Below are 21,887 nucleotides of genomic sequence, written 5' to 3'. Positions count from 1 at the left end.
ACCATCACAGGCTGACCAGCTGTCATCAAATTTTCATCGAATCCTCGTTAAAATTCTACCTATCTATCGTACGCACACTTAACATGCAGGATCACTTATGCTTGACGAACGGCAACTGCCACTGGGCTATAAAACCCTGGTTTCCCTGGACAAGAATATCCATGGCCAGTTGGGAATCGCGCGGCCGGATGACTACAGCTTTTCAGCCTCTCAACATGTGATCATGGTGACCTGGATGGAGATGATCAACGCATCCCGGGACTATCCACTGATATTCATCGCTGCAGGCCGGGCTGAGAATCTGATGCCGGTGATCCTGACCGGGGTGAACGACGGTGAAAACCTCTACGTCAACAGTGACGGCAGCTGGCATGAGGAGTGCTACATACCCGCGACGATACGCCGCTACCCATTCTATACCTTTCCCTATCCGGAACAGGAAGAGGATCAGCGCCGGTTGGCGCTGTTCGTGGATGAGACTGCGTTGTCCGATGAAAGCAATCATTTTTTTGATAGCGACGGCAATCCCACCCCTTATTGGCAGGATTTGGAGAACTTCGTTGCCGACCTTGATGGCGAACTGCAGCAAACCGAGAGTTTCATGCAGATATTACAGGACCTGGAGTTGCTGGAGCAGTTCAATTACAAGGTCTCCCTTGACGGTAAGGAGTATACCGGCAAACCAGGCATGCTGCGTATCAGTGAAGCAAAGCTCAATGAGCTGCCTGCCGATAAGCTCAAGGCCTTGCAGGAGAACGGTTCTCTGGCGCGGATACATGCACACCTGATATCGCTTAAGAACTTCGACCGTCTCTATAAACTGAAGACGAAAGCCTATGGGACAGCCTGAGACAGGTGCTGCAAGATCCTGCTGTTGATCGAGAAGGGTTTAACATCGAATCATGGTGGCTGATCATTATCCAAGCCGTCATGTCATAAAAGGTTCACAACCCAACGATCCGGATCGAATATACTCAGGCGACTTGCGGCTAATACCTGACCGTTTTTGATACGGAAACGTTTCCCGGTTTCGAACGCCAGCAAGTTGTTTTAGTGGTAAAAGTGGATATCAAGTCTATGAGTAACATGCACATCGAAGGCCTGTTTCCAATCCCTGTGATGCGGGTGGAAAAGGTATTTAATGACTCCGAACTGGATGCACTTCAGGATGTTATCGACTCGTCTCCAAAGATCGCCAATGCCAAGACCGATCTGCTCACTCATACCGAACCCCTGGGCAGCAACGATATCGACCAACTCGGTGATTTGAATGAACGGCTGCAGGACTATTTCCGTGACTTCGGTTTTTTACTGTTTGGTGAAAACCTGCGTTGGACCATTAAGGAGTTGTGGATGAACGTCTCGGTAACCGGCGGAGCCCAGCTGATACATACCCACGCCAACAGCCTGATTACCGCGGTGATCTACCTGACTGATGTCCATCCCTCGGCACGGATCATCTTTCACAAGCCCATGGGTGGCACCAATTTTGTGTTCTCCAACAGTCATGAGAACAGCACTACCACGCCTTACAATGCGGAGCGCTGGATCCCGGACGAAGTGAATCGCGGTGACATGGTTTTCTTTCCGAGTCACCTGCTGCACGCAGTACCCCCCAATCAGGGTGATCAGACCCGCATCAGTATCGCCATGAACGCGCTTCCCGAACGTCTGAAAAGCTGGGACTATGAAGTGCAGTTCGCTAACTGAGTTTTAATCTACCGCAACAACGGAACATAGCATGAAAGTGGTGTTTGAAACCGAACAGGTTCTGGTGGTCGACGACTTTCTTCCGGCAAAAGATTTTGAACAGATGTGGCGCTGGTTCCAGGTTGCACCGTTCTTTCCAAACGATATGCGGGGTCTGCATGGGGCCTGGCGGCTTGATGACGGTCGTGTGTTCCGCGGACCGGATGTCTACTATGGTTCAGTGGCAAAGCAGGTTGCGTCAGCGAACGAGGGGGCTTTTGCCCATCCCACCGGTACCGCGCTGGATCTGTTGGTGGAACGCTTCAGTGGTGCCTCGGACATTCACCACAAATTGCTCGGCCGTGAAGGCAAGGATTGGCGTACCATCGCCATGGCGCCCCGTCTGTATGAACGGAACAGCGCTCTCTACTGGCATCGGGACACCCCATCGGTGGTGACCGGCACATGCACTTACTACGCCCATCCGGAGTGGAATGTGCAATGGGGTGGTGAGCTGTTTATCGCCCACCCTTCAGCATTGTCGATTCCGGACCGTTGTGGTCCCTCGATGATTGAACCCAAGGAGGTGATGGGCCGGGGTATGGTGCAGCTCTCCGGACACCTGGACAACCAGGAGGTCAATGATGCCCTGATGGAGGCCGGTATGGGCTATTACGTCATGCCTAAGCCCAACCGGATCGCGGTGATGAAAACCGGGAATCCTCACATGATCTCCACGGTCAAACCTGCGGCGGGGGATCATGTGCGGGCCAGTGTCACCATGTTCATGATTCGCCCGGGTCAGGAAGGCGTTGAAGGTCTGCGCTGATCACAACAGTACGTTGAATGCCACCGTGATGCGTTCACCCTCTCCGAAGTAGGGGTGCACCTGATGCTGCATCCAGGAGGGGAAGACGATCATCTGCCCCGGATTGGGATTGAGCAGAAAGCGGCCATAGAGATTGGATGATTCAGCATAGTTGAGACTGGCAGCGGGGCGCGGATCGATCAACTCGAAGCGGCCGCTGAAGGGTTGATCCTCCACATCATCATTGCCATTGACGTAGTAGCATCCAGACCAGGTTGCGTTGGGGTGTGCGTGCATCGAATGGTACTGACCATGGCGCAGCACATTACCCCAGCCCTCGATACGGAAGTTGAAGTTTTCACCCGGTTGGGAAAACTGCTTGAGCAGCGCCTGGGTGAAAAGCCACAACCGCTCACGCAGTTGGGCGATGGGTGCAGCATCCCGGGCAAGCATGTCCAGTTCCGAGTGCCAGCCACCCACAACGCTTTTGTTCAGCCCCTTTTCCGATTTTTCACATTCCAGGATGTAGTCCCGTAACTCGGCATTGAGGTCGTCGCTGTTAGGCCACAGATAGTTGACAACCGGTGTGACGAACACCGGCAGAATGTTGTCGCTCAAGTCCAAAGAACTCATGGGTCTCCTCCAAATAACCGCCGGCGCAGACGGCGGGCTTCCGGTAGTTTTGGGTTGGCCTGCTCCAGCTCCAACAGCAGCTTATGGGCGCTTTGCGGATCCACCCGGTGGACTGCGGTTGCCATCTTCAGCAGCGGATCATAGGCAGGCAGAAAGTCGCTGGAGAGGCGCACCACATCCAGTAGCTTGTGCTGCGTCTGCGCCAGTATTTTTCGAATGTCTGTTGATGGGGCCACACCGACCCCGGCAGCCAGGAATGCATCCCTGGCAAGCCAGTAATCCTGCAGACGCCGGCCAAAATCCCCCTTGTTGGATCGATTGTCGAGCAGGGTGCCGCGATGGGGGGCGGTCAATTGCACCAGCTCGAGCAGGCGCTGCGCAGCGGATTTGGGATCACCATAGACAAAACCGGGGGCCTGAAAGGTCACCCTGGGGTGGTCATCGGTATTCAACGGTACATCAGCGGTGAATCGCCGCAGTGCCTCCGGGCCGGCCAGGTAACCGCCAAACAGCGTAAAGTCGGAGTTCAGCCGGTTGGCGATCAGCTGCCGCTGCAGGCCCCGGTCATGGATACGCTGCTCCAGCCAGTCATCACTGAAGGCGTTCAGGCCTTCACCGCCGAGCAGGCAGAGCAGGGGTTGACGCAGACTGTAGTGGGCCAGGTGCAACTGAGCATTGGGAAACACCTCAAGGTAGCTGCGGGTGATCAGGCGCAGGGTATCCAGATCGAGCTGGAACAGGGGTAGCCACTGGCAGAACAGGCCATCGGTGGCCAGTCGTTGGCGGATCGCACTGAAATGCTCAACCGTGTAGAGGGAACCGGCGCCGTCGCGGGAAGGGTGGAAGACCTCGGCGACGATCACGTCGTACTGTGTCTCTTCGGCAACCACAAAGCGTCGCGCGTCCGCCGCGATGACCCGGGGCGGGTTCCGCCAATGGGGCCCCGTCACATCGACACCGAACCGTGGCATCAACGTCAGCATCTCCGGGATCAACTCGACCCCGGTGGCCTGCAGCTCAGGGTAGTATTGGGCCGCCTGGAAGGTGATACCCGTACCCAGGCCGAGATAGAGGGCGCTGCGAGCTGCGCCGCCATGCCACAACAGGGGCAGGTGGGTCTGCCGGTGATCGGAGAAGCGGCTGGCGGTACCACCCATGGTGAAGCGGTTGTTGACCTTCAAATGACGGCTTTGGTCCGGTTCCTCGATCACTGCGACCGCCGCGATAACCCCCTCATCGTAGGCCAGCATCTCACTGCCCGAGGGTGCGGAGACGAATCTGAGCGGTCCCGGTATCAGCAGCAGGGCGCAAGCACAGACGACCAGTGGCAGTTTGTAGCGCCAATAGGTCAGATCTGAACCCAGCAGCCAGGGCAGTATCATGTAGCCGACAGCCAACAAAACCAGGGTCTCCAGGGCGCCCAGTAACGGCAGCAGTATGACACCGAACAGCAGTGGCGCGAGTGCGGCACCCAGGGTGTTGACACCGAGAGCGGCGCCGAGGCCGTAAGGCCCGGTGGCCTGCTGCGCCAGGTGGCTGAACAGCCCCCCCATGGCCAGGGTCGGTAGCAGGAACACCACCGTCGCGACACTCAGTTCCGCAAGCATGGCGGCCAGGTTGCCGGGGCCGAGTTGGCCGAAAACAGCTTGGTAGATCGACTCGGTGGCCCACAGCAACAAGGTTCCCGTCAGACAGAGGAACGAGACGGCCACGAGCAGCCGTTGGCCGGTAGCCGACCAGCGCTCGCCTGCATCCCCTGATCTCCGGCTGTACCGGTGGTATAGGGCTGCGCCCAGGGTGGTACCCAGCAGGTAGACTGCGAGCACCGCGGCATAGCTGTAGACGGTGCCTTCCAGGACCTGGGCGAGTACCCGCACCACGAGGATCTCATAGCCCAGTCCCAGCAGTCCGGTGAGGAACAGCACCAGCAGCAGCCGCCGGCCTGGGGTTGCCGCATCAGGCCATGAGATCGGCTGGACCTGCCTCTTTGGCATACGCAGCCAGAGCAGGGCCGCGATTGCCAGGTTGATCGAAGCAAAAAGTAGGAGTGTATGGTTGAGGCCAAGCGCCGGCAACAGCCAGTAGGTGGCGATCAGTGTGCCGAACAGGGCACCACCGGTGTTCGCAGCATAGAGCCCGGCAATACCGCGGTTCACGACCGACAGGGATACTGAAACCCGATGGGCGGCGGGCAGGGTCGCGCCCATGGCCAGGGTCGCCGGCAGCAGCACCAGCAGACTGGCGCCGAAAGCGACGCTCCAGTGCCACAGTGGATGGGGCTCGCTGCCAATCAGGTGGGCGCTCCACGGGTTGTAGTGGGGCAGTAACAGCATCAGACACAGCGCCCAGAGGCCGATGGTGATCTCCAGTGCTACATACCAGCGCAGCGGGTAGCGGGTCTGCCGAAGCACCCGGTTGAAGATCAGCCCGCCCAGGGAGAGGCCGATGAAAAAGGCCGTTACCACCGCCAGTACTGCGGTGAATTCGTGGCCAAGGGAGACCGACAGCATACGGGTCCAGGCGATCTGATAGCCCAGACCGGCAAAGCCGGAGAGCAGTACCAGCAGATAGAGCAGGGGGATGGCAGTTGAACCGAATGCCAGTGTCCCGCTTGCGATGCCGGCGGATTTCAGTACCGCGGCGGAGTCTGTCGAGGAATCAGGCACCGCTGACGCCCATCAGTTCGAATCCCCCGTAGATCAGACCGGCGGCCAGAATCCAGCTGCCGAGCGCCCGCAGAGCGATCTGCCCCCAGGCGGCCCGCTCACTGATGGCAACGGCCGCTCCGGCACCCAGCGCCACAACCAGATAGGCTGCGGTGGTTACCCCCGCCACATAGAGTGTGAGACTGCCGTCGGCCAGATCCACATCGCCATTCGCATAGCCGTGACTGATGGCGAACAGCACCACCGCGGTGAGTCCCACAGCCCGGGGGAGCGGGTAGGAGAGTGCCACCAGTCCACCCAGTACCACGAAGGAGAGAATGTTCGGTATCAGCAAGCTCTGCAAACCACCGAAGCTGATACCGAGCAGCACCCCGAAAGCGACAGCCAGGGGGAAGAGCGGCAGGGATCGGCGCGCAAAAGCCTTGCCCTGCATCGAGGCGAACATGGCAAGGGCCAGCCAGGGCACCAGGTGTACCAGTGTGGTCAGCGGATGCAGCAGCCCGCTGTAGAACTCCCCGAAACGGGTTGACACCAGGTGGGCATGAGCTGACTCCGGGACGAGCAACACCAGCAGCGGGAGCCCCGATCTCAGCAGGGTGTTGATTCTGCTCATCAGGCCAGGCCGGTGCTCGAGGCCATGAAGAAGAGGCCGAAACCGGAAATGACGGCGCCGCAGACGCGGATCGCCAGGGCACCGATCGGCCAGCGGATCATAAGACCGATCAGGATACCGGTCAGGTGGAGCAGGCCGGTGGAAATGATAAAGCCGATGCCATAGGCCAGGGGGTTGGCCGCGTCAGGCATCTCAGTGCCGTGGGCGTGGCCGTGAAATATGGCGAACAGGCCGACCAGGGCGGCCGCGATCCACAGCGGTGGCCGCAGATTCGCTGCCACCATGGCTCCCAGTGCCAGGGCCGATAGCGCGATGCCCACTTCGATGAAAGGCAGCGGCATTCCGGCGACACCCAGCAGACCGCCCAACGCCATGACAACCGGAAAGGTGATGGGTAGCAGGTAGATCGCCGGCGTACCCAGTTGTGCGCCCCAGAGACCGACGGCAACCATCGCCAGCAGGTGGTCGGGTCCGTAGATCGGGTGCATCAGGCCACTGAGCAGACCCCCGGCAACCCCCACTTCGGCATGTGCCATGGATACAGCAGACCAGCTGGACAACACAAGCAGGATCATCAGTCTGGCTATCGGGCGGGATGTTGATTCGAGCATGAAATTCTCCGAAATAGTCATATTGCCAACGCTGCAGTGCGCACCAGAAACCAGTAGCTCGCGATTCCGCCGACGGCATAAATGGCTGTGGTTGCACTCCAGACTGGTGGTATCGCTTCCAGCCGGCGGTGTGCGTGATTGAGCCCAAGGATCAGAAACACGAACGCCAGCTGACCGATCTCCACACCGATGTTGAAGAACAGCAGGGCGATCGGCAGACTCTCCGGGTCGAGACCGACGTTGTTCATCGCTCCCGCGAAACCGAAGCCGTGCAGCAGACCGAAACCGAAAGCGATCAGCCAGGGCAGCTTGGCACTCAGGCTGGGCTTGCCTTCCCGATGGCGCAGCACCTCCACTGCGAGTACCACGATACTCAGTGCGATGGCCGCATTGACCGGTCCTTCCGGAACGCCGACCCAACCGAGGGTGGCGGCAGCCAGGGTGATGCTGTGGGCGACGGTGAACGAGGTAATGGTCTTGATCAGCATTGGGGTGGTGCTGACCAGCACGATCAGACCGAGCACGAACAGCAGATGATCGATGCCCAGCATGATGTGCTCGATACCCAACGGAATGTAGGAGGCGGCGATGGAGTGCCAGGGCAGCTTGCCATCGACGGTGAGCATCAGGCTGCGGTTGGCACCGGTCAGGGTGTAGGTGTGCATCCTGCCCTCACGCGGTTTGACCTTGACCACAGCAGCCGAGTACTGGTCGCCGATCTGTGGCATGGTCACCAGACCCACCAGCCCAGCTTCGCCACACTCCAGTTGCGGATAGTCTTCCGTGCAGTGGTCGGGCCATTGCACTGTGGGAGGTTTGTCGGAGCGGGCGGAGTAGTAGGTCCACTCAAGCCACTGGACACCATTACGACCCTCACGGATATCCAGTGATGCCACCGGTGTCTCATGGGCCAGGGCGCTGGGGAGGGTCACTGTGCCGATCAGCGTCAGGCAGAGTATGGCCAGCCAGGCAGGTGAGAAGTTGCGCAGAAGTCCGATCATGACACGCTCAGTTGAGCTGTTCCTTCGAAGCGCCGGCGCGTGCTTTCAGGGTGCGGCTGTCGGCGGTGGTCTGCGCGGGTACAAAATCCCGGGCATCGGCGAGTATCTTTTCAAGCTCGGCCTCGTCGAAATCACGATGCAACTGGTATTTTTCGGCAATCTCGGTGGACATCTCCATCAGTTGCAGATCCGCTGCCACTTCCTGGAACTCTTTGCTGACCCGGATTTTGACCGCATCGAATTCGGCCGGGATCGATGGGTGCTGTTCTGTCACCCGGGCAAGATGCCAGCCCTTGGTTGACTCAACCGCCAACCAGCGTCCAATCGGTGCAGCCACCAGGACGTCACGGCCCGTGTCACCGAACAGCGACTGGATGTTGCTCGCCGGGCGTCGTGGGTAACTGCGCTTGTTCGACGCAAAATGCTCCGGTACCGGTTTGTCGGCCAGATCTACTGCGAACCGTCTGGCCTCCGCTTCACTTTGAATCTCTGTCAGAGGGAACTGCTCGAAGGTGTAGCGGGGCGGGACATCATACTTTTCACGATTGAGCTCAAACCATTTGAGCAACTCGTCGTCGCCAGGTGTCTCCTTCACCACTCGGTTGAAGAGGATGTTGCGCATTTTGAGGATCAGTCGGCTGCGCATCATCTCGTCGCCCTGATCAAGTCCCATGGCTTTGGCTTCGCGGTAGAAGATCTCATTCTGGCTCCACTTGATGATCAGATTGTCGATCTCCTCGGATTCCGGAAGCCGGCCCTGTCCCTGTTGGAAGACCTCCACCAGCCAGGCTATCCGGTCAGCATCGACGAATATCTGTTGTGGATCGTCCCGCTGCAGGGTCAGGAAGTGATCCGCCGCGAACAGCACAGCACCGATCATCAGGAACTGGAGCAGGGGTTCGCGCAGCAGTGTCAACCAGCGGTTGGAAGTATGCATAAATGTAAACCGGAGAGAGAGACGGACTGCATAATGTAAACATGCAATGTTACGTTTTGATTAATTCCAAGCGCGGACTCTGTCAACCTGCTTACATATTTATTTAAGAAGATAAGAGTTTACTCGTTAAGTCATCCAAAATTGATAAATCTGTCATGTAGAAATAATAGCAGTGTTACATAGAACTGGTTAAGTATCCGCAAGCTTCCGCCTAGGAATTCAGGAAGCCTCATTTCCCAGATATTAACTATCAACCTACTCCGCTAATGGAATGGCCTGGGTAGGATTTTTTCGTTGTTTAGCTAAACAAACAAGTTGTTCTAATTTGGAGAAATATAATGAAACCTAGTGTAATGTCTGCAGCGCTTGCAGCGGCATTGGCTGGCACCACAGCAGGTTCGGCTAGCGCTGGTCAGTACCTGTCTGGTGACTTCCATAACCATACGACCTGCTCCGACGGTTCCACCAACGTCGAAGTGTTAACCGAAAAATCCTTGAGCTATCTGGATTGGTTCATTCACGTCGGTCACTCCGGTTCCGGAACCCGTGACTGTCGTGTATCCGACTTCCTCTACCAGGCCGACCGTAGTGGACCTACCCACCCAGGTCTGTGGGCCAACACCATTGGTGACGGTCCGGGTACCGACTCTGCTGCAATCAAGGGTGACTACAACAGTTCCACCCGTGGTTACGACACTGTTGAACGCATGTGGCGTTGGCAGTCCCTGCAGGAGTACAACCTTCCGTCAATCGTCACTGCCCGCGAACTGCCCGGCAATGAAGACAAGGAAGCCTTCCTGGGTCTGGAGTGGGTTGTTCCAGGTCATGAGCACTCCTCCAACTCGATCTCTGCCGGTAACTACGCGGACGTACCGAACTCCGACGCTATCGCCCAGTTCGAATACTGTTTCGCACGTAACTCGGACGACACCTCTCAGGGTGGCGGCCAGGGCTGGACCTGCGAGCTGTCCGATGAAGCCAACGAGAAGATCAAGGCACTGTTCGCCGGTCGTCCGGAAGAGGGCGTTGCAGACTACAACAGCACCCTGGTTGACGGTGTCAACATCGACGATCGTGGTGAGCATGTAAAATCCACCGCCGGTGTTTTGTGGATGGCGGAAAACTACCCGGGTGAGAGCTTCTCAGTGGGTGCCCACGTTGAGCGTCAGGGTGCTTTCATCGAAGACGACGATGAAGGTTTCAACGTTGAACACTTCCGTGACTGGAACACCGTCGCACCTGAAGTTGCTTTCGGCTTTGAATCCGAGCCGGGTCACCAGGCCCAGGCGAATCGCGGCAGCTACCATGCCGGCCGTCCGACCGCAGGTCTCTTCACCTTCAACGGTGTAGGCTGTTACGGTGGTGCTGAAGCAGCCAAGCCGGGTGAGAACTTTGATGGCGAACCGATCACCCAGGCTGACTACGACGAACTCTACAATTCCTATTACCCGGCTGAAGAGCTGGCCATGTACAGCGGTGACATCAACAAGGTTACCCTGTGCCGCCCTGGTGTTCGCACCATGTGGGATGCGATGCTCTCCGAAGGTCGTCGTTTCTGGTACTTCGCTTCCTCTGACTGGCATTCACGTGGTTCCTTCGGACCACTGGACTTCGAAGCCGACAACGATTTCTGGCCCGGTGAGTTCCAGGAGATCTTCGCTTACGTCGAAGACTATGGTGACGATCCTGCGGTCGACATCATCAACAGCCTGCGTAGTGGTAACTCCTTCTCCGTGCAGGGTCAGTTGATCAGCGGTAAAGGTTTCAAATTCGAAGCCTGCACCAGCAAACATAACTGTGCCACCATGGGTGAAACCCTGAATGTCCGCGCGGGTCAGAAGGTCACCGTCAAACTGGTAGCCACGGATCCAAAGGGTGCCAACAACAGTCCCTACAAGTTTGACAATCCGTCACTGCTGCAGGTCGGCATCCATGAGCCGGTCAACAAGCCCAGTCTGCGTCACGTCGACTTCATTACAGGTGTTGTAGGCAAGCAGTTCACACCGGCCGATGAGGAGTACTTCAATCCCCTTGCACCGGAAACCACTGTCATCGCCAAGAACTTCACCTACGAAGCTGACAAGAGCAAGATCAAGGCGACCTACAAGTTCCGTGCAGAGGAAGACAGCTACATCCGTGCCCGTGGCACCAATATCCCGGCAGGTACGCCGAATGTACGTGACATGGATGGTAACCCGCTGCCGGATTTCCTCAACGACAACATCGCTTGTGATGATCCTGACTGCCCACCTCACGTAGAGGGCAGGCTGACCAAGGACCTGGAAGCCTGGGCCAACCTCAATTTCACCACCAACCCGATCTTTATCGAGGTCGAGGGTGGCGCCAAGGATGACGACGATGATGATGAGGATGATGACGACGAGAACAAGCTTGCTTCGAGATAGTAGGATTAAGTGACTATCAAGAACAAGAGCTAAAAATAACTGAATCAGTGATCGAACACAGCGTAGTGTGCTGGTGTAGCTGAAACAGTCATAACAAGGGCCTTCGGGCCCTTGTTTTTTTCAAATATCTTCACTGCTGTTCCGTTAACTTAAAATCAACCAAGGCGATATCAGGAAAGCCCCTCTCCTTCGTTGGAACAGGAGAGTTACTCTCTCCATCTGTTTAGCACGCTGATGAGCGGTGCTTGTTCTGATCTTCATCCTCTGACTGGATATCTCTATTTACATCACAAATCTCAATCGGCTGGTAAAAAACTGATGGAAATCAGCCAGTGAGCATCCTTTCGATTAAAATTACCGGGACAGCCGTGAGTTTTTTAACAAGTGTAGGCAACGGAAGCAGGCATGGGATCACCAAAACAGGGTGATAAAGAGGGGTGCTGCAGGGGGGGCTATTGCTGTTCCTCAGTCGGTGCTTTTGGGGATTTTGCAACGCGGTGATTGATGGCCTTCAGGTGCCTCACCCATGGCGGTATGAAATCGGCTTTCTTCTTCTTGGGGGGAGCGGGCGTAACGGCGCCCTTGAGTACCCTGCCGGTCTTCAGTGCGTGTTCGTATTCAACCGGATAGACGTCACCGTCGGCATTGCTGTCGATCAGGCTGACTGAATTATTCAGGTACTGACGCAGTTCATCCGGTGTGGCTGATCCATCGGCGTTGCGGTCCATTTTGGAAAATGAGACGCCAAGTAATGAACGATTCGGTGCGTAGGGATTGTTCTGCAGCTCTTTGCGGGAGAGAGACCTTGAGCTGTCGATATCACTCGATAAAAAAATTGGTGCGAAGTGTTCGTCCGCCTCACCGGTCTGAATATAGCCCACGTTCTCACAGTCAAGCTCAGTGCGATAGAGGGAAAGAAACTGGGCAGCAGCCCTTATTTCATCGGAACCCTTCTCAGAAGAGGTCTCAGCGGTAGCTGGTGCAGAGCAGACCAGAGCCAGTATCAGCAGTTTGTATGGGACCATGGAGCCAGTCCTGTCATTTTCGCGAATATGCGGGTGGTGGCATCATGAAAAGTTACACGCCAACAGTGACAGGAATATTACAGTGGAATTGCCAGGTGTTTGACCTCAATACAATCATATGGCGATGTGAGCCGGAAATCCTTACAAGCTATCTGTCGGGAGAAGACCAAGGATTGTCTTCAATGTGACTTCATCGTCTGTGAAGCTGATGTGATCAACCTTTCCGCCAGCAAGTTTGATGACTGTTACTTTTTCCTCTTCCCTCGGTAACCAGGCAACCTTTTCTGGCTCTCTGACCAGCAATATCGGAGGTTCTATATCCCTCATTTCTGGTAAGACAAAAAGGCGGGTCACCAGCGAAGGTATGCCGCTGATATCTGAAATGAAAACTGCATTGAGCTTGCTGAATCGATCAGCTGAGACATCAGCTAAGATGTTGGTCATCAGTGATCCGGCCTGTTTGCTTTTGGCAAAAAACACTAGGTTTGTCTGATCTTCCAGATTGTGGGGATGATCAAACTGATCCTGAAACTCCAACCTTGCGAGCCTGTCACCCGGTTTCAGCCGGTCTGCAGAACAAAGACTCGAGTAGAGAGTCAGTGATAGCAGTGCAGTCAGTAAAATAACCAGTCGTTTTGGCATTGTATTATCTCGTTTCCAAAGATAATAGAGAGATTCATGCCATTTCACATTGAGAAACTTCAAGTAAGGTAAAGCAAATTGGCCTGCATTTAGTCATTTCATGGCGATTGAGAGGAGCTATAAAAATGGAGACATCTGAATTAAGTGTCATCCCGGAGAATGCGGGGATATCGATAAGCAATTTAGTCAGAGATTTGCTTGGATTGTGACTACAACCATTCAATCTGGTCTGACTCCTCCACTCCACCAGATTCGACACGCCCCTTCATCGGAGACCATACAGGGTCCAATCGGATTTCTGGGTACGCAAGCAGTGCCATAGAGTCGACACTCATTGGGGTACTTCTTACCCAGGACGACCTGGGCGCAGTCACAGCCAGCCGGCATCTTTCCAGCCCGTTTACGATCCGGTTCGTCATATTCCGGATAGCGGAGTCTCGCATCCCATTTTGCGTAATCCGCGTGCAGGGCAAAGCCGGATTTGGGAATGGTGCCGATACCACGCCAATTGGAATCGACAACCTCCAGGGCGGTGCTCAAATGTGCTCTTGCGCTGAGATTTCCCTCGGGTTTGACAAGCTCCGGATAACAGTTGTCGAGAAAACGCCGATCCTCCAGGGCTTGACGGCAGACCGAGTAGGTTGCCGCCAGCAGGCTATCACTGGTGAATCCGGCGATGGCGGCCGGTAGCTGATGCTTATCGACGACAAATTGCCACTCTTCAGGTCCCATTACCGTGGCGACATGCCCTGGAGCGACCAGCGCATCGAAGCCGGGGGTATCGGACTCTAAAAGCATGGAGACGGCAGGCCAGGTCAGGCGACCCGAGAGCAGAATCGAGAGGTTGTCGGGGATACCTTCCACCAGCAGGGCGGCAACCGGTGCGGTGGTTGTTTCAAATCCTGCCGCGAAGAAGACAAACGCCCGGTTTGGTTCCGATTTCGCCAGCTTCAGCGCCTCGATTGGTGAAGCGATTGGGCGGATGTCGGCGCCGGCCCCATGGGCTTGATCGAGAGAGCGGGGCTCCTGTTTACTGACATTTACAGGAACCCGCAACATATCACCAAAGGCGAGCAGGGTGATCTCTTCATTGAGGGCCAGCTGTATTGCCTGATAGATATCCTCCTCCGGGCAGACACAAACCGGGCAGCCCGGGCCGGGGATGAGTTCGATCTGCGGGGGCAGGGCGCCGCGCAGCCCCGCCTGTGTGATGGAACGTTCGTGTCCACCACAGACATTCATGATTCTGAAACGATCAGATAGCGGAAGCTGGCGAAGCTGTGTCAGCCACTCTTTTGCACTCAGAGACATGTTTGGATCGAACCTGTGCCTTTAGACTGTTGCCGGTTCTGTTGCTGTTGCCTGGCTTAGCTGCGCTTCCAGCCAGTTGAGCCACTCATCCATTCCCTGATCTGATTTTGCTGAAACCAGCGTGATCGGGTTTTTGTAAGCAAGTTGTTGCAGTGCCTGACCCGCATTGTCCGGATCGAAATCATCCAGCAGGGGGAGCAGGTCCGATTTGGTGATCAGGACGTGATCCGCTGCACGGAAGATCACCGGATATTTGGCCGGTTTGTCATCCCCCTCGGTTACCGATAACAGGGTAACATTGAGGTGCTGTCCCAGGTCGAAGCTTGCCGGACAGACCAGATTACCCACGTTTTCAATAAACAGCAGGTCCAATTCATCCAGCGGGGTCTGGTGCAAGGCCTGGTGGATCATGTGGGCATCCAGGTGACAGGCAGTGCCGGTGGTTATCTGAACGGCCGGTACGCCTTTGTCTCTGATGCGCTGGGCGTCGTTTTCAGTCTCCAGGTCTCCCTCGATGACACCGATTTTGTAGCGCTCCTTGAGGTGATCGATGGTGCGTTCCAGGAGACGGGTCTTGCCACTGCCCGGGGACGACATCAGATTGATCGCCAGCACACCATGTCTTTCGAAGTGCTCTCGGTTGTGTGCCGCCTGATGGTCGTTTTCGCTCAGCAGATTCTCCAATACCTCGATAGCGACATGGTCATCGGAAGTATGCGCATGCTTGCCACCTTCCTCGATCAGATGACGGTTGCCATGGGTAACATTACATCCACAGGTGTCACACATTTTACAGCTACTCCCAAGTTAGTTTTTTGTCAGTTCAACACTGGCCAACAGCAGTTCGTCACCACTGATCAGGCGGGTGCGATAGTCTCCACACTTAGCACAAAGCAGGCGATTGGCCTGGGCATCGGAATCATAACCACATTGTAGACAATGGACCCGCACCGGCTGGGTCTGGGTCACCAGTTCTGCCGCCTCGGCTCTGGTTCCGCATCTTGCTATGGTGAAGGCCTGCTGCAGCAGTTCGGGAACCACCCCGGAGAGTGGTCCGATCTGAATCACGATACGCTCAACAGATGTTGCCTGTTCGCGCTGGGCGATCTCTTCCACTTGTCTCAGCATGGATTGACAAACCGACAGCTCATGCATCAGTCTGCGGATCCATTTTGGTTAACATCTCATCATAGATTTCCCAGGCGGATTGGGCCTCCTGAGGGGAGACCTTCTGTATGGCATAGCCCACATGTACCACCACGAAATCATCCGCAGCCAACTCCTCATGCTGTAACATGAACAGGCTGACCTCCCTTTCAACCCCTTTGGCTTCGCAGCGTGCGGTAAAGCCATCAATCTCTTTTATCTGCATGGGTATGCCAAGACACATGGTGTAACCTGCCTGGTGAGGTGATTTAAGTCTGGGCCTGGTGAGAGGTCCAAAGGGAGCTGATGGCTTTGTGTTTACCGAGCCTGACATCTTAATCATCCGGCTGGCTGCCAGGATGACAGTGATACAGGCGTGACATATCACTCCAAGTTCCCTTAAAGTTATTCTCGCAGGGAGTCAGGTGTCGCTTCAAGGTAGAATGTTGATCAAGCACAATAACTCGGTGAATTTCAGGACTGAGCGTATGACGATAGAGCGTGTTTTAATCCTGGGCATTGGAAATACCCTGCTCAGTGATGAGGGTATTGGCATCCATCTGGTGACTGCCATGCAAAAGAAAACCGGGGATATTCCTGGGGTTACCTATATGGATGGCGGCACCCTGAGCTTTACACTGGCGGAACCCATTGCCGATGCGGATGGATTGATCGTGGTGGATGCGGCGCGTATGAAACAGCCTCCCGGTGCACTTAAGGTGTTTCGTAACGATGCGATGGATCGTTATCTGAGTGGTAATCGCTCGAGTGTTCACGAAGTCAGCCTTGGAGATTTATTGGACATCGCTCGTTTATCCGAAACCCTACCGGCAGAACGTTGCCTGGTCGGCATTGAACCAAAAGAGCTGGATTGGGGTGAGTCCCTGAGCGATGCGGTTGCACCAACTGTTGACCAGGGCATCGAAGAGATAATTTCCATACTTAAAGAGTGGGGAATATTTTCATAACAGGATTTTATTTAATCTTCACATAATATTCAGGTCTTTTAATGTCTCATTGATGATCCAGATCAGCACCTGTATCAGAAATAGGTGATATTCTTTCTATAAGTAATTATTTAGGGCTTTCCTGATGCAGCGACTACAGGACATCGCCATAAAAGTTGAGTCTCCCGAAGGCGTTCAAGCCAGCCATGGGAACGCACTCCCCATCTTGCACGAAATCCTCCACGCCCTGCAGCGCTTCTCCACCGAAGGTGAACAGAGTTGTATCGATTTACGATCACTGCCGTTTGGCCCGGGTGATGAAGAGGAACTGTTGCGCCTGCTGGGTCGGGGTGAGATCAATGTGACGATGGACGCATTGGGTGAAAGCACCATCTGGGAGACGGCTTTTTCTGGAGTCTGGATTGTCGATCACCGGAACGCCGAGGGCGAACCTGTCGCTCTGCAGATAGAGATCGGCCCTGTCCCCCAAATCGTATTCTCACAGCAGGAAGATATCGTTGACGCCATTGACCGGCTAGAAGCACAGTTAAATGACCATTAAGTCCGCATTTTGATCGAAGCGGTAGGAGTTGTGATGGCTGATGATCGAAAAAAACTCTCTATGACACTGGGCGAAAGCCTGCGTCAGCAAGGGGTATCCAGGCGGGGATTTCTGAAGTATTGCGCCGCCACTGCATCGATGATGGCACTGCCACCAACCATGGTGCCTGCAATCGCACAGGCACTTGAGAAAGCGAAACGCCCATCGGTTATCTGGCTTTCATTTCAGGAGTGTACCGGTTGCACCGAGTCGCTGACCCGCAGTCACTCCCCAAGCGTGGAAAACCTGATATTCGATCATATCTCACTGGATTATCACCATACCTTGCAGGTTGCTTCGGGTGATGCCGCAGAAGCCGCCAGAGAAGCGGCCATGCATGAGAATGAAGGCAAGTACATCGTGGTTGTCGATGGATCCATTCCACTGGCCAACCCGGGCTATTCCTCAATTGCGGGCATCAGTAATCTGCAGATGCTAGAAGAGACGGTGGCCGGTGCAGCGGCAGTGGTTGCCGTCGGCAGTTGTGCCGCATTCGGTGGCCTGCCTCATGCCAATCCCAATCCAACCGGGGCGGTTTCCGTGGGTGAGATCGTCAAGGATAAACCGGTGGTCAACGTATCCGGCTGTCCACCAATCCCTACGGTGATTACCGGTGTACTGGCCCACTTCCTGACCTTTGGTTCACTACCGGAACTGGATGCTCTGGGACGCCCGATGGTGTTCTTCGGGCAGAGCATTCATGATCGATGTTATCGGCGGCCTTTCTATGACAAAGGCCTATTTGCCGAGACTTTCGACGATGAAGGGGCGCGTAAGGGTTGGTGTCTGTTCAGACTGGGCTGCAAAGGGCCAATGACCTACAACGCCTGTGCCACAGCGAAATGGAATCAGGGCACCAGTTGGCCGGTTGAATCGGGTCATGGCTGTCTGGGTTGTTCCGAGCCCGACTTTTGGGATGCAGGCGGTTTTTACAACGCACTCTCCATTCCCGATAGCGATCTCACCAGAAAGACTGGCTATGTTGTGGGTGCCGGTGTGGCGCTCGGCGCCGCTGCTGGTGCACTCAATCGCAGTACCCGGGCGAAAGCGGCTGCAAAACATGAAACTGTTACCATTGACGACTTGGATAAGAAATCATGAGCACATCTATTGATTTTCTTTTATGGGTAAGAGGACCAGGGTTCGATATCGCTTTGTTCATCTTTGTTGTTGGAGTTCTGATACGCCTGCTGGAGGTATTGATCCTGGGGCGCAAGCCCGATTATTCAGAACCTCGTGGTGCTGAACTGGGAGCCGGACTGTTGACCCTGGTAACCCGCACCGCGCCGGAAGGGGGCAGCTTCAAGCGTTCACCTTTTACCGTAGTGGGGGGTTATATCTGGCACATCGGTTTTCTGGTCAGTCTGTTTCTGTTCGTACCGCACATCGAATTGATCGATTCGGTACTTGGTATCCGCTGGCCCGGTATCGCCAGTAACCTGGTTGATGCGATCGCTGCGGTGACCATTGTGACCCTGGTGGCGATGCTGTTCAGTCGTCTGACCCATCCGGTGAAGCGTTTTCTCAGCGGCCCGGAAGACTATCTGACCTGGGTGGTCACCTTTCTGCCCATGCTCACCGGTTATCTCGCCTACCATCGTATGATCGATCCCTATCCACTGGTATTGGGGTTGCACATACTCAGCGTTGAGCTGTTGATGGTGCTGTTTCCCTTTACCAAACTGATGCATGCCTTCACCTTTATTATCGCCCGCTGGTACAACGGGGCAATGGCAGGTCGCAGAGGAGTTCAGTCATGAGTGAGGCAACTTTGGAAAGAGGCATGAACGCCTTTCGCGAACAGATGAATGCTCCAGTGGCATCCTTCTTTTCCAGCTGTGTGAACTGCGGTATGTGTGCTGAAGCCTGTCTCTTCTATACTGAAACCGGTGATCCAAAATATACACCGATTCATAAGCTGGAACCGTTACGCCGGGTGTGGGAACAGGAGTACACCCTGTGGGGTCGACTGAAATCCATGCTGGGCCTGAGTAAGCCTGTTACCGACGAGCTACTGGAGGAGTGGGAGACCCTGATCTACGACGGTTGCACTCTTTGTGGCCGCTGCTCCATGGTCTGTCCGGTGGGAAATGACATCAGCTATATGATCCGCCGCGCCCGGGAAGGTTTTGTGGCCGCGGGTTATGCTCCCGAAGGTATCAAGGGGGCGAGCAGACGGGCCATAACCATCGGAAGTCCGATGGGGGTCAAGTTTCCTGCCCTGGCTGCACAGATCAAACATGTCGAGGCGGACAGCGGTCTGACCATCCCGGTGGATGTGGAAGGCGCTGACTACATGGCGCTGTTGTCCTCCATGGAGATCATGAACTTTCCTGAATATCTGGAGGCCCTTGCGAAGATCTTCAAGCAGGCCGGGGTAACCTGGACCATCAGCTCGGAGGCATTTGAGGCAACCAACTCGGGTATTCAGATCGGCTCTTCCGATATTGCCCGGGAGTTGGTGAATCGAGTGGTTGTAGCGGCAGAGAAGCTGAAGGTCAAATATGTCATCAGTCCTGAATGCGGACACGCCTACACAGCCATCCGTTGGGAAGGACCCAACCTGATCGGTCGGCCCTATGATTTCAAGGTTGTGCATATCCTGGAACTGCTTGATGAATTGCGTTCAGCAGGGCGTTTGAAGACAGAGGGTACAGAAGATGATCGTCTGACCTTCCACGATCCCTGCCAGATCGTGCGTAAAGGTGGCGTTCTGGAACCGCCGCGTAATCTGCTGAATATGGTTGCAACAAACTTTGTCGATATGAACGACAGCCGTGAAATGAACTGGTGCTGTGGCGGCGGCGGTGGTGTCAGTGCCAATGAGCGCGCCGAAGAGTTGCGCATAAAAGCATTCAAACGCAAAAAGACTCAACTCGATGAACTCAATGTGGAGACGCTGGTGACCGCCTGTGCCAACTGTCGCCTGATCATCGAAGAGGGCTTGGAAGAGTATCGCATGGAGATGCCGGTCGTCGGTTTGACCGAAATGATTGCAGAGCATCTGGTTGAAGATGAAAAGTAACTCTGAAACCTTAGCGCCATTCCTAATGATAGGAGACGAGACAAAATGAGTGACAGAATCGTCGTTGATCCCATCACCAGAATCGAAGGTCATCTGCGTATCGAAGCGCAGATGGAAGGCGATCAGATCAGCAGTGCTTATTCATCAGGCACCATGGTTCGCGGCATTGAGATTATCCTCAAGGGACGGGATCCCCGTGATGCCTGGGCCTTTGCACAACGGATCTGCGGGGTCTGCACCCTGGTGCATGGTCTCGCCTCGGTTCGATCGGTCGAGGATGCCTTGAATTATCAGATTCCGCAGAATGCCCAGCTGATCCGCAATCTGATGATCGGAGCGCAGTATATCCATGACCATGTGATGCATTTTTATCATCTGCATGCCCTGGATTGGGTGGATGTGGTTTCCGCCCTTTCCGCTGATCCGGGCAAGACGGCTGAACTTGCGCAATCTTTGAGTAACTGGCCAAAAGCCTCTCCCGGTTACTTCTCCGATGTGAAGAAGAAACTCAAAGGCTTTGTTGAAGCCGGGCAGTTGGGTATTTTTGCCAAAGCCTATTGGGGGCATTCGGTTTATAAACTTCCTCCCGAGGCAAACCTTATGGCGGTGGCTCACTACCTTGAGGCGCTGAGCTGGCAGAGGGATGTGGTGAAGTTACATGCCATCTTTGGTGGCAAGAATCCACATCCCAATTTTCTGGTGGGTGGGGTTGCATCGGCGATCGATCTCAATTCAGATTCTGCGATCAATACCAAGAAGCTCTCGCAGGTACAGGATGTGATCACCAAGATGCGGGAATTCACCGATCAGGTTTATGTGCCCGATACCCTCGCGGTGGCCAGTTTCTACAAGGATTGGGGTGAGCGTGGCGAAGGCTTGGGTAACTTCCTCTGTTATGGGGATCTGCCCGGAACCTCGATGGATGATCCGGACAGCTTCTTCTTCCCCAGCGGAGTAATCCTGGATCGGGATCTCTCCACCGTTCATCCCCTCGATCTGAACAGTGCCGATGAGATTCAGGAGCACATTTCCCACTCCTGGTATGACTACTCTAGCGGCAAGGATCAGGGTCTGCACCCCTATGATGGTGAGACAAACCTCAACTACACAGGTCCGGAGTTGCCTTACAAACACCTCAATGTGGAAGAATCCTACTCCTGGTTGAAGGCACCCAGATGGAAGGGCAAGGCGGTCGAAGTTGGACCGCTGGCCCGAGTGCTGATGCTCTACGCCAAGGGCCATGAGCAGACCAAAGAGCTGGTCGGTATGACCTTGAGCAAACTGGATCTGCCCGCCAGGGCGCTCTTCTCCACACTTGGACGGACGGCGGCGAGAACGCTGGAGACCAAGCTCCTCGCCGACGCCATGCAGGGCTGGTATGACCAGTTGGTGGCGAATATCAAGGCCGGCGATACCAGGACCTTTAATGAAGCGCTGTGGGATCCTTCCACCTGGCCAAGTGAATGTCGAGGTGTGGGTTTCATGGAGGCGCCAAGGGGAGCCTTGGGCCACTGGATCGTGATCGAGGATGGTAAGATTGCCAACTATCAGGCGGTGGTACCCAGTACCTGGAATGCGGGGCCCCGGGATCCCAGCGGTCAACCTGGTGCCTATGAGGCTGCTCTGCAGGATAATCACCAGTTGGCTGATGCCAAGCAACCGGTAGAGATTCTCAGAACCATCCACAGCTTCGACCCCTGTATCGCCTGTGCCGTCCACCTCTCTGATGAAGAGGGCGAGGAGATGCTGCAACTGAAGGTAACCTGATTCAATTTCAATAAGTGGTGGGGCATTGCCCCACCCATCAATTTACCCAATTTATAAAAA

General features: G+C 55.2%; 22 protein-coding genes. 10 read left to right on the top strand and 12 right to left on the bottom strand.

The features are described from left to right. Nucleotides 1–97 precede the first annotated feature (97 nt). The 3 genes from A3193_RS08580 (at nucleotide 98) to A3193_RS08570 (ending at nucleotide 2,518) form a co-directional block, all read left to right on the top strand. Nucleotides 98–850, top strand: coding sequence for a SapC family protein (locus A3193_RS08580; protein WP_069005947.1), 753 nt, complete (start codon nucleotides 98–100; stop codon nucleotides 848–850). A gap of 227 nt (nucleotides 851–1,077) precedes the next feature. Beyond that, nucleotides 1,078–1,710: a TIGR02466 family protein gene (locus tag A3193_RS08575; protein WP_083218634.1), complete on the top strand. Its 633-nt coding sequence runs from the start codon at nucleotides 1,078–1,080 to the stop codon at nucleotides 1,708–1,710. A 31-nt stretch (nucleotides 1,711–1,741) separates the two neighbouring features. Then, nucleotides 1,742–2,518 (top strand): 2OG-Fe(II) oxygenase, encoded by a 777-nt coding sequence (locus tag A3193_RS08570; RefSeq protein ID WP_069005946.1) that lies wholly within the window; start codon nucleotides 1,742–1,744, stop codon nucleotides 2,516–2,518. Here A3193_RS08570 and A3193_RS08565 read toward each other — a convergent pair whose 3' ends face one another. Genes A3193_RS08565 through A3193_RS08540 form a run of 6 tightly spaced genes read right to left on the bottom strand, consistent with a single transcriptional unit; the run spans nucleotide 2,519 to nucleotide 8,958 of the window. Then, nucleotides 2,519–3,130 (bottom strand): TIGR02466 family protein, encoded by a 612-nt coding sequence (locus tag A3193_RS08565; RefSeq protein ID WP_069005945.1) that lies wholly within the window; start codon nucleotides 3,128–3,130, stop codon nucleotides 2,519–2,521. Beyond that, nucleotides 3,127–5,796, bottom strand: a complete 2,670-nt coding sequence (locus tag A3193_RS08560) for a fused MFS/spermidine synthase (protein ID WP_083218633.1) — start codon at nucleotides 5,794–5,796, stop codon at nucleotides 3,127–3,129. The genes A3193_RS08565 and A3193_RS08560 overlap by 4 nt, the downstream gene beginning before the upstream one ends. Beyond that, complete coding sequence (locus tag A3193_RS08555; protein ID WP_069005944.1) at nucleotides 5,789–6,409, bottom strand: HupE/UreJ family protein; 621 nt, start codon at nucleotides 6,407–6,409, stop codon at nucleotides 5,789–5,791. Before A3193_RS08555 ends, A3193_RS08560 begins: the two co-directional genes overlap by 8 nt. Further along, nucleotides 6,409–7,020: a HupE/UreJ family protein gene (locus A3193_RS08550; RefSeq protein ID WP_069006083.1), complete on the bottom strand. Its 612-nt coding sequence runs from the start codon at nucleotides 7,018–7,020 to the stop codon at nucleotides 6,409–6,411. Before A3193_RS08550 ends, A3193_RS08555 begins: the two co-directional genes overlap by 1 nt. Nucleotides 7,021–7,037: 17 nt before the next feature. Next, complete coding sequence (locus A3193_RS08545) at nucleotides 7,038–8,021, bottom strand: HupE/UreJ family protein (protein WP_069014529.1); 984 nt, start codon at nucleotides 8,019–8,021, stop codon at nucleotides 7,038–7,040. 7 nt (nucleotides 8,022–8,028) lie between these two features. Beyond that, complete coding sequence (locus A3193_RS08540; protein ID WP_069005942.1) at nucleotides 8,029–8,958, bottom strand: peptidyl-prolyl cis-trans isomerase; 930 nt, start codon at nucleotides 8,956–8,958, stop codon at nucleotides 8,029–8,031. Between the two features lie 338 nt (nucleotides 8,959–9,296). Between A3193_RS08540 and A3193_RS08535 the strand changes: the two genes are divergently transcribed. Continuing rightward, nucleotides 9,297–11,363, top strand: a complete 2,067-nt coding sequence (locus A3193_RS08535) for a CehA/McbA family metallohydrolase domain-containing protein (RefSeq protein ID WP_141694606.1) — start codon at nucleotides 9,297–9,299, stop codon at nucleotides 11,361–11,363. A 452-nt stretch (nucleotides 11,364–11,815) separates the two neighbouring features. Here the strand turns inward: A3193_RS08535 and A3193_RS08530 are convergent, their stop codons facing one another. From A3193_RS08530 to A3193_RS08505, 6 genes are all read right to left on the bottom strand, one after another. Then, on the bottom strand, nucleotides 11,816–12,388 hold the full coding sequence (locus tag A3193_RS08530; protein WP_069014527.1) for an EF-hand domain-containing protein: 573 nt from the start codon (nucleotides 12,386–12,388) through the stop codon (nucleotides 11,816–11,818). Nucleotides 12,389–12,529: 141 nt separating this feature from the next. Then, entirely contained in the window at nucleotides 12,530–13,078 is a 549-nt protein-coding gene (locus tag A3193_RS08525; RefSeq protein WP_141694772.1) for a hypothetical protein, read from the bottom strand. Nucleotides 13,079–13,249: 171 nt separating this feature from the next. Continuing rightward, complete coding sequence (gene hypD / locus A3193_RS08520) at nucleotides 13,250–14,341, bottom strand: hydrogenase formation protein HypD (protein WP_069014526.1); 1,092 nt, start codon at nucleotides 14,339–14,341, stop codon at nucleotides 13,250–13,252. Nucleotides 14,342–14,362: 21 nt separating this feature from the next. Next, nucleotides 14,363–15,130, bottom strand: coding sequence for a hydrogenase nickel incorporation protein HypB (gene hypB, locus A3193_RS08515; RefSeq protein ID WP_069005937.1), 768 nt, complete (start codon nucleotides 15,128–15,130; stop codon nucleotides 14,363–14,365). 18 nt (nucleotides 15,131–15,148) lie between these two features. Next, nucleotides 15,149–15,469 (bottom strand): hydrogenase maturation nickel metallochaperone HypA/HybF, encoded by a 321-nt coding sequence (locus A3193_RS08510; protein ID WP_414630416.1) that lies wholly within the window; start codon nucleotides 15,467–15,469, stop codon nucleotides 15,149–15,151. Between the two features lie 19 nt (nucleotides 15,470–15,488). Continuing rightward, nucleotides 15,489–15,731 carry a HypC/HybG/HupF family hydrogenase formation chaperone gene (locus A3193_RS08505; RefSeq protein WP_069005935.1) on the bottom strand — a complete coding sequence of 81 codons (243 nt, stop codon included), beginning with the start codon at nucleotides 15,729–15,731 and terminating at the stop codon, nucleotides 15,489–15,491. Nucleotides 15,732–15,975: 244 nt separating this feature from the next. Between A3193_RS08505 and A3193_RS08500 the strand changes: the two genes are divergently transcribed. From A3193_RS08500 to A3193_RS08475, 6 genes are all read left to right on the top strand, one after another. Continuing rightward, nucleotides 15,976–16,455, top strand: coding sequence for a HyaD/HybD family hydrogenase maturation endopeptidase (locus A3193_RS08500; protein ID WP_069014758.1), 480 nt, complete (start codon nucleotides 15,976–15,978; stop codon nucleotides 16,453–16,455). Between the two features lie 124 nt (nucleotides 16,456–16,579). Further along, entirely contained in the window at nucleotides 16,580–16,996 is a 417-nt protein-coding gene (locus A3193_RS08495; protein ID WP_069005934.1) for a hydrogenase expression/formation protein, read from the top strand. A gap of 33 nt (nucleotides 16,997–17,029) precedes the next feature. Beyond that, the gene (locus tag A3193_RS08490) at nucleotides 17,030–18,136 is read left to right on the top strand and encodes a hydrogenase small subunit (protein ID WP_069005933.1); all 1,107 of its coding nucleotides are present in this window, start codon (nucleotides 17,030–17,032) and stop codon (nucleotides 18,134–18,136) included. Then, on the top strand, nucleotides 18,133–18,795 hold the full coding sequence (locus A3193_RS08485; protein WP_069005932.1) for a hypothetical protein: 663 nt from the start codon (nucleotides 18,133–18,135) through the stop codon (nucleotides 18,793–18,795). Before A3193_RS08490 ends, A3193_RS08485 begins: the two co-directional genes overlap by 4 nt. Continuing rightward, nucleotides 18,792–20,060 carry a (Fe-S)-binding protein gene (locus tag A3193_RS08480; protein WP_069014525.1) on the top strand — a complete coding sequence of 423 codons (1,269 nt, stop codon included), beginning with the start codon at nucleotides 18,792–18,794 and terminating at the stop codon, nucleotides 20,058–20,060. Before A3193_RS08485 ends, A3193_RS08480 begins: the two co-directional genes overlap by 4 nt. A 45-nt stretch (nucleotides 20,061–20,105) precedes the next feature. Then, nucleotides 20,106–21,827, top strand: a complete 1,722-nt coding sequence (locus A3193_RS08475) for a nickel-dependent hydrogenase large subunit (RefSeq protein WP_069005930.1) — start codon at nucleotides 20,106–20,108, stop codon at nucleotides 21,825–21,827. Nucleotides 21,828–21,887 lie beyond the last annotated feature (60 nt).

The organism is Candidatus Thiodiazotropha endoloripes, assembly GCF_001708965.1.
Lineage (GTDB): Bacteria > Pseudomonadota > Gammaproteobacteria > Chromatiales > Chromatiaceae > Thiodiazotropha > Thiodiazotropha endoloripes.
Note: the sequence above shows the minus strand (reverse complement) of the source record. Positions and strands in the feature narration are given on the sequence as shown.

Bases quoted from the DNA above. Each gene is read 5' to 3' on its own strand.
- A3193_RS08580 (WP_069005947.1), top strand. From the start codon at position 98: ATGCTTGACGAACGGCAACTGCCACTGGGCTATAAAACCCTGGTTTCC.
- A3193_RS08575 (WP_083218634.1), top strand. From the start codon at position 1,078: ATGAGTAACATGCACATCGAAGGCCTGTTTCCAATCCCTGTGATGCGG.
- A3193_RS08570 (WP_069005946.1), top strand. From the start codon at position 1,742: ATGAAAGTGGTGTTTGAAACCGAACAGGTTCTGGTGGTCGACGACTTT.
- A3193_RS08565 (WP_069005945.1), bottom strand. From the start codon at position 3,130: ATGAGTTCTTTGGACTTGAGCGACAACATTCTGCCGGTGTTCGTCACA.
- A3193_RS08555 (WP_069005944.1), bottom strand. From the start codon at position 6,409: ATGAGCAGAATCAACACCCTGCTGAGATCGGGGCTCCCGCTGCTGGTG.
- A3193_RS08550 (WP_069006083.1), bottom strand. From the start codon at position 7,020: ATGCTCGAATCAACATCCCGCCCGATAGCCAGACTGATGATCCTGCTT.
- A3193_RS08545 (WP_069014529.1), bottom strand. From the start codon at position 8,021: ATGATCGGACTTCTGCGCAACTTCTCACCTGCCTGGCTGGCCATACTC.
- A3193_RS08540 (WP_069005942.1), bottom strand. From the start codon at position 8,958: ATGCATACTTCCAACCGCTGGTTGACACTGCTGCGCGAACCCCTGCTC.
- A3193_RS08535 (WP_141694606.1), top strand. From the start codon at position 9,297: ATGAAACCTAGTGTAATGTCTGCAGCGCTTGCAGCGGCATTGGCTGGC.
- A3193_RS08530 (WP_069014527.1), bottom strand. From the start codon at position 12,388: ATGGTCCCATACAAACTGCTGATACTGGCTCTGGTCTGCTCTGCACCA.
- hypD (WP_069014526.1), bottom strand. From the start codon at position 14,341: ATGTCTCTGAGTGCAAAAGAGTGGCTGACACAGCTTCGCCAGCTTCCG.
- hypB (WP_069005937.1), bottom strand. From the start codon at position 15,130: ATGTGTGACACCTGTGGATGTAATGTTACCCATGGCAACCGTCATCTG.
- A3193_RS08510 (WP_414630416.1), bottom strand. From the start codon at position 15,469: ATGCTGAGACAAGTGGAAGAGATCGCCCAGCGCGAACAGGCAACATCT.
- A3193_RS08505 (WP_069005935.1), bottom strand. From the start codon at position 15,731: ATGTGTCTTGGCATACCCATGCAGATAAAAGAGATTGATGGCTTTACC.
- A3193_RS08500 (WP_069014758.1), top strand. From the start codon at position 15,976: ATGACGATAGAGCGTGTTTTAATCCTGGGCATTGGAAATACCCTGCTC.
- A3193_RS08495 (WP_069005934.1), top strand. From the start codon at position 16,580: ATGCAGCGACTACAGGACATCGCCATAAAAGTTGAGTCTCCCGAAGGC.
- A3193_RS08490 (WP_069005933.1), top strand. From the start codon at position 17,030: ATGGCTGATGATCGAAAAAAACTCTCTATGACACTGGGCGAAAGCCTG.
- A3193_RS08485 (WP_069005932.1), top strand. From the start codon at position 18,133: ATGAGCACATCTATTGATTTTCTTTTATGGGTAAGAGGACCAGGGTTC.
- A3193_RS08480 (WP_069014525.1), top strand. From the start codon at position 18,792: ATGAGTGAGGCAACTTTGGAAAGAGGCATGAACGCCTTTCGCGAACAG.
- A3193_RS08475 (WP_069005930.1), top strand. From the start codon at position 20,106: ATGAGTGACAGAATCGTCGTTGATCCCATCACCAGAATCGAAGGTCAT.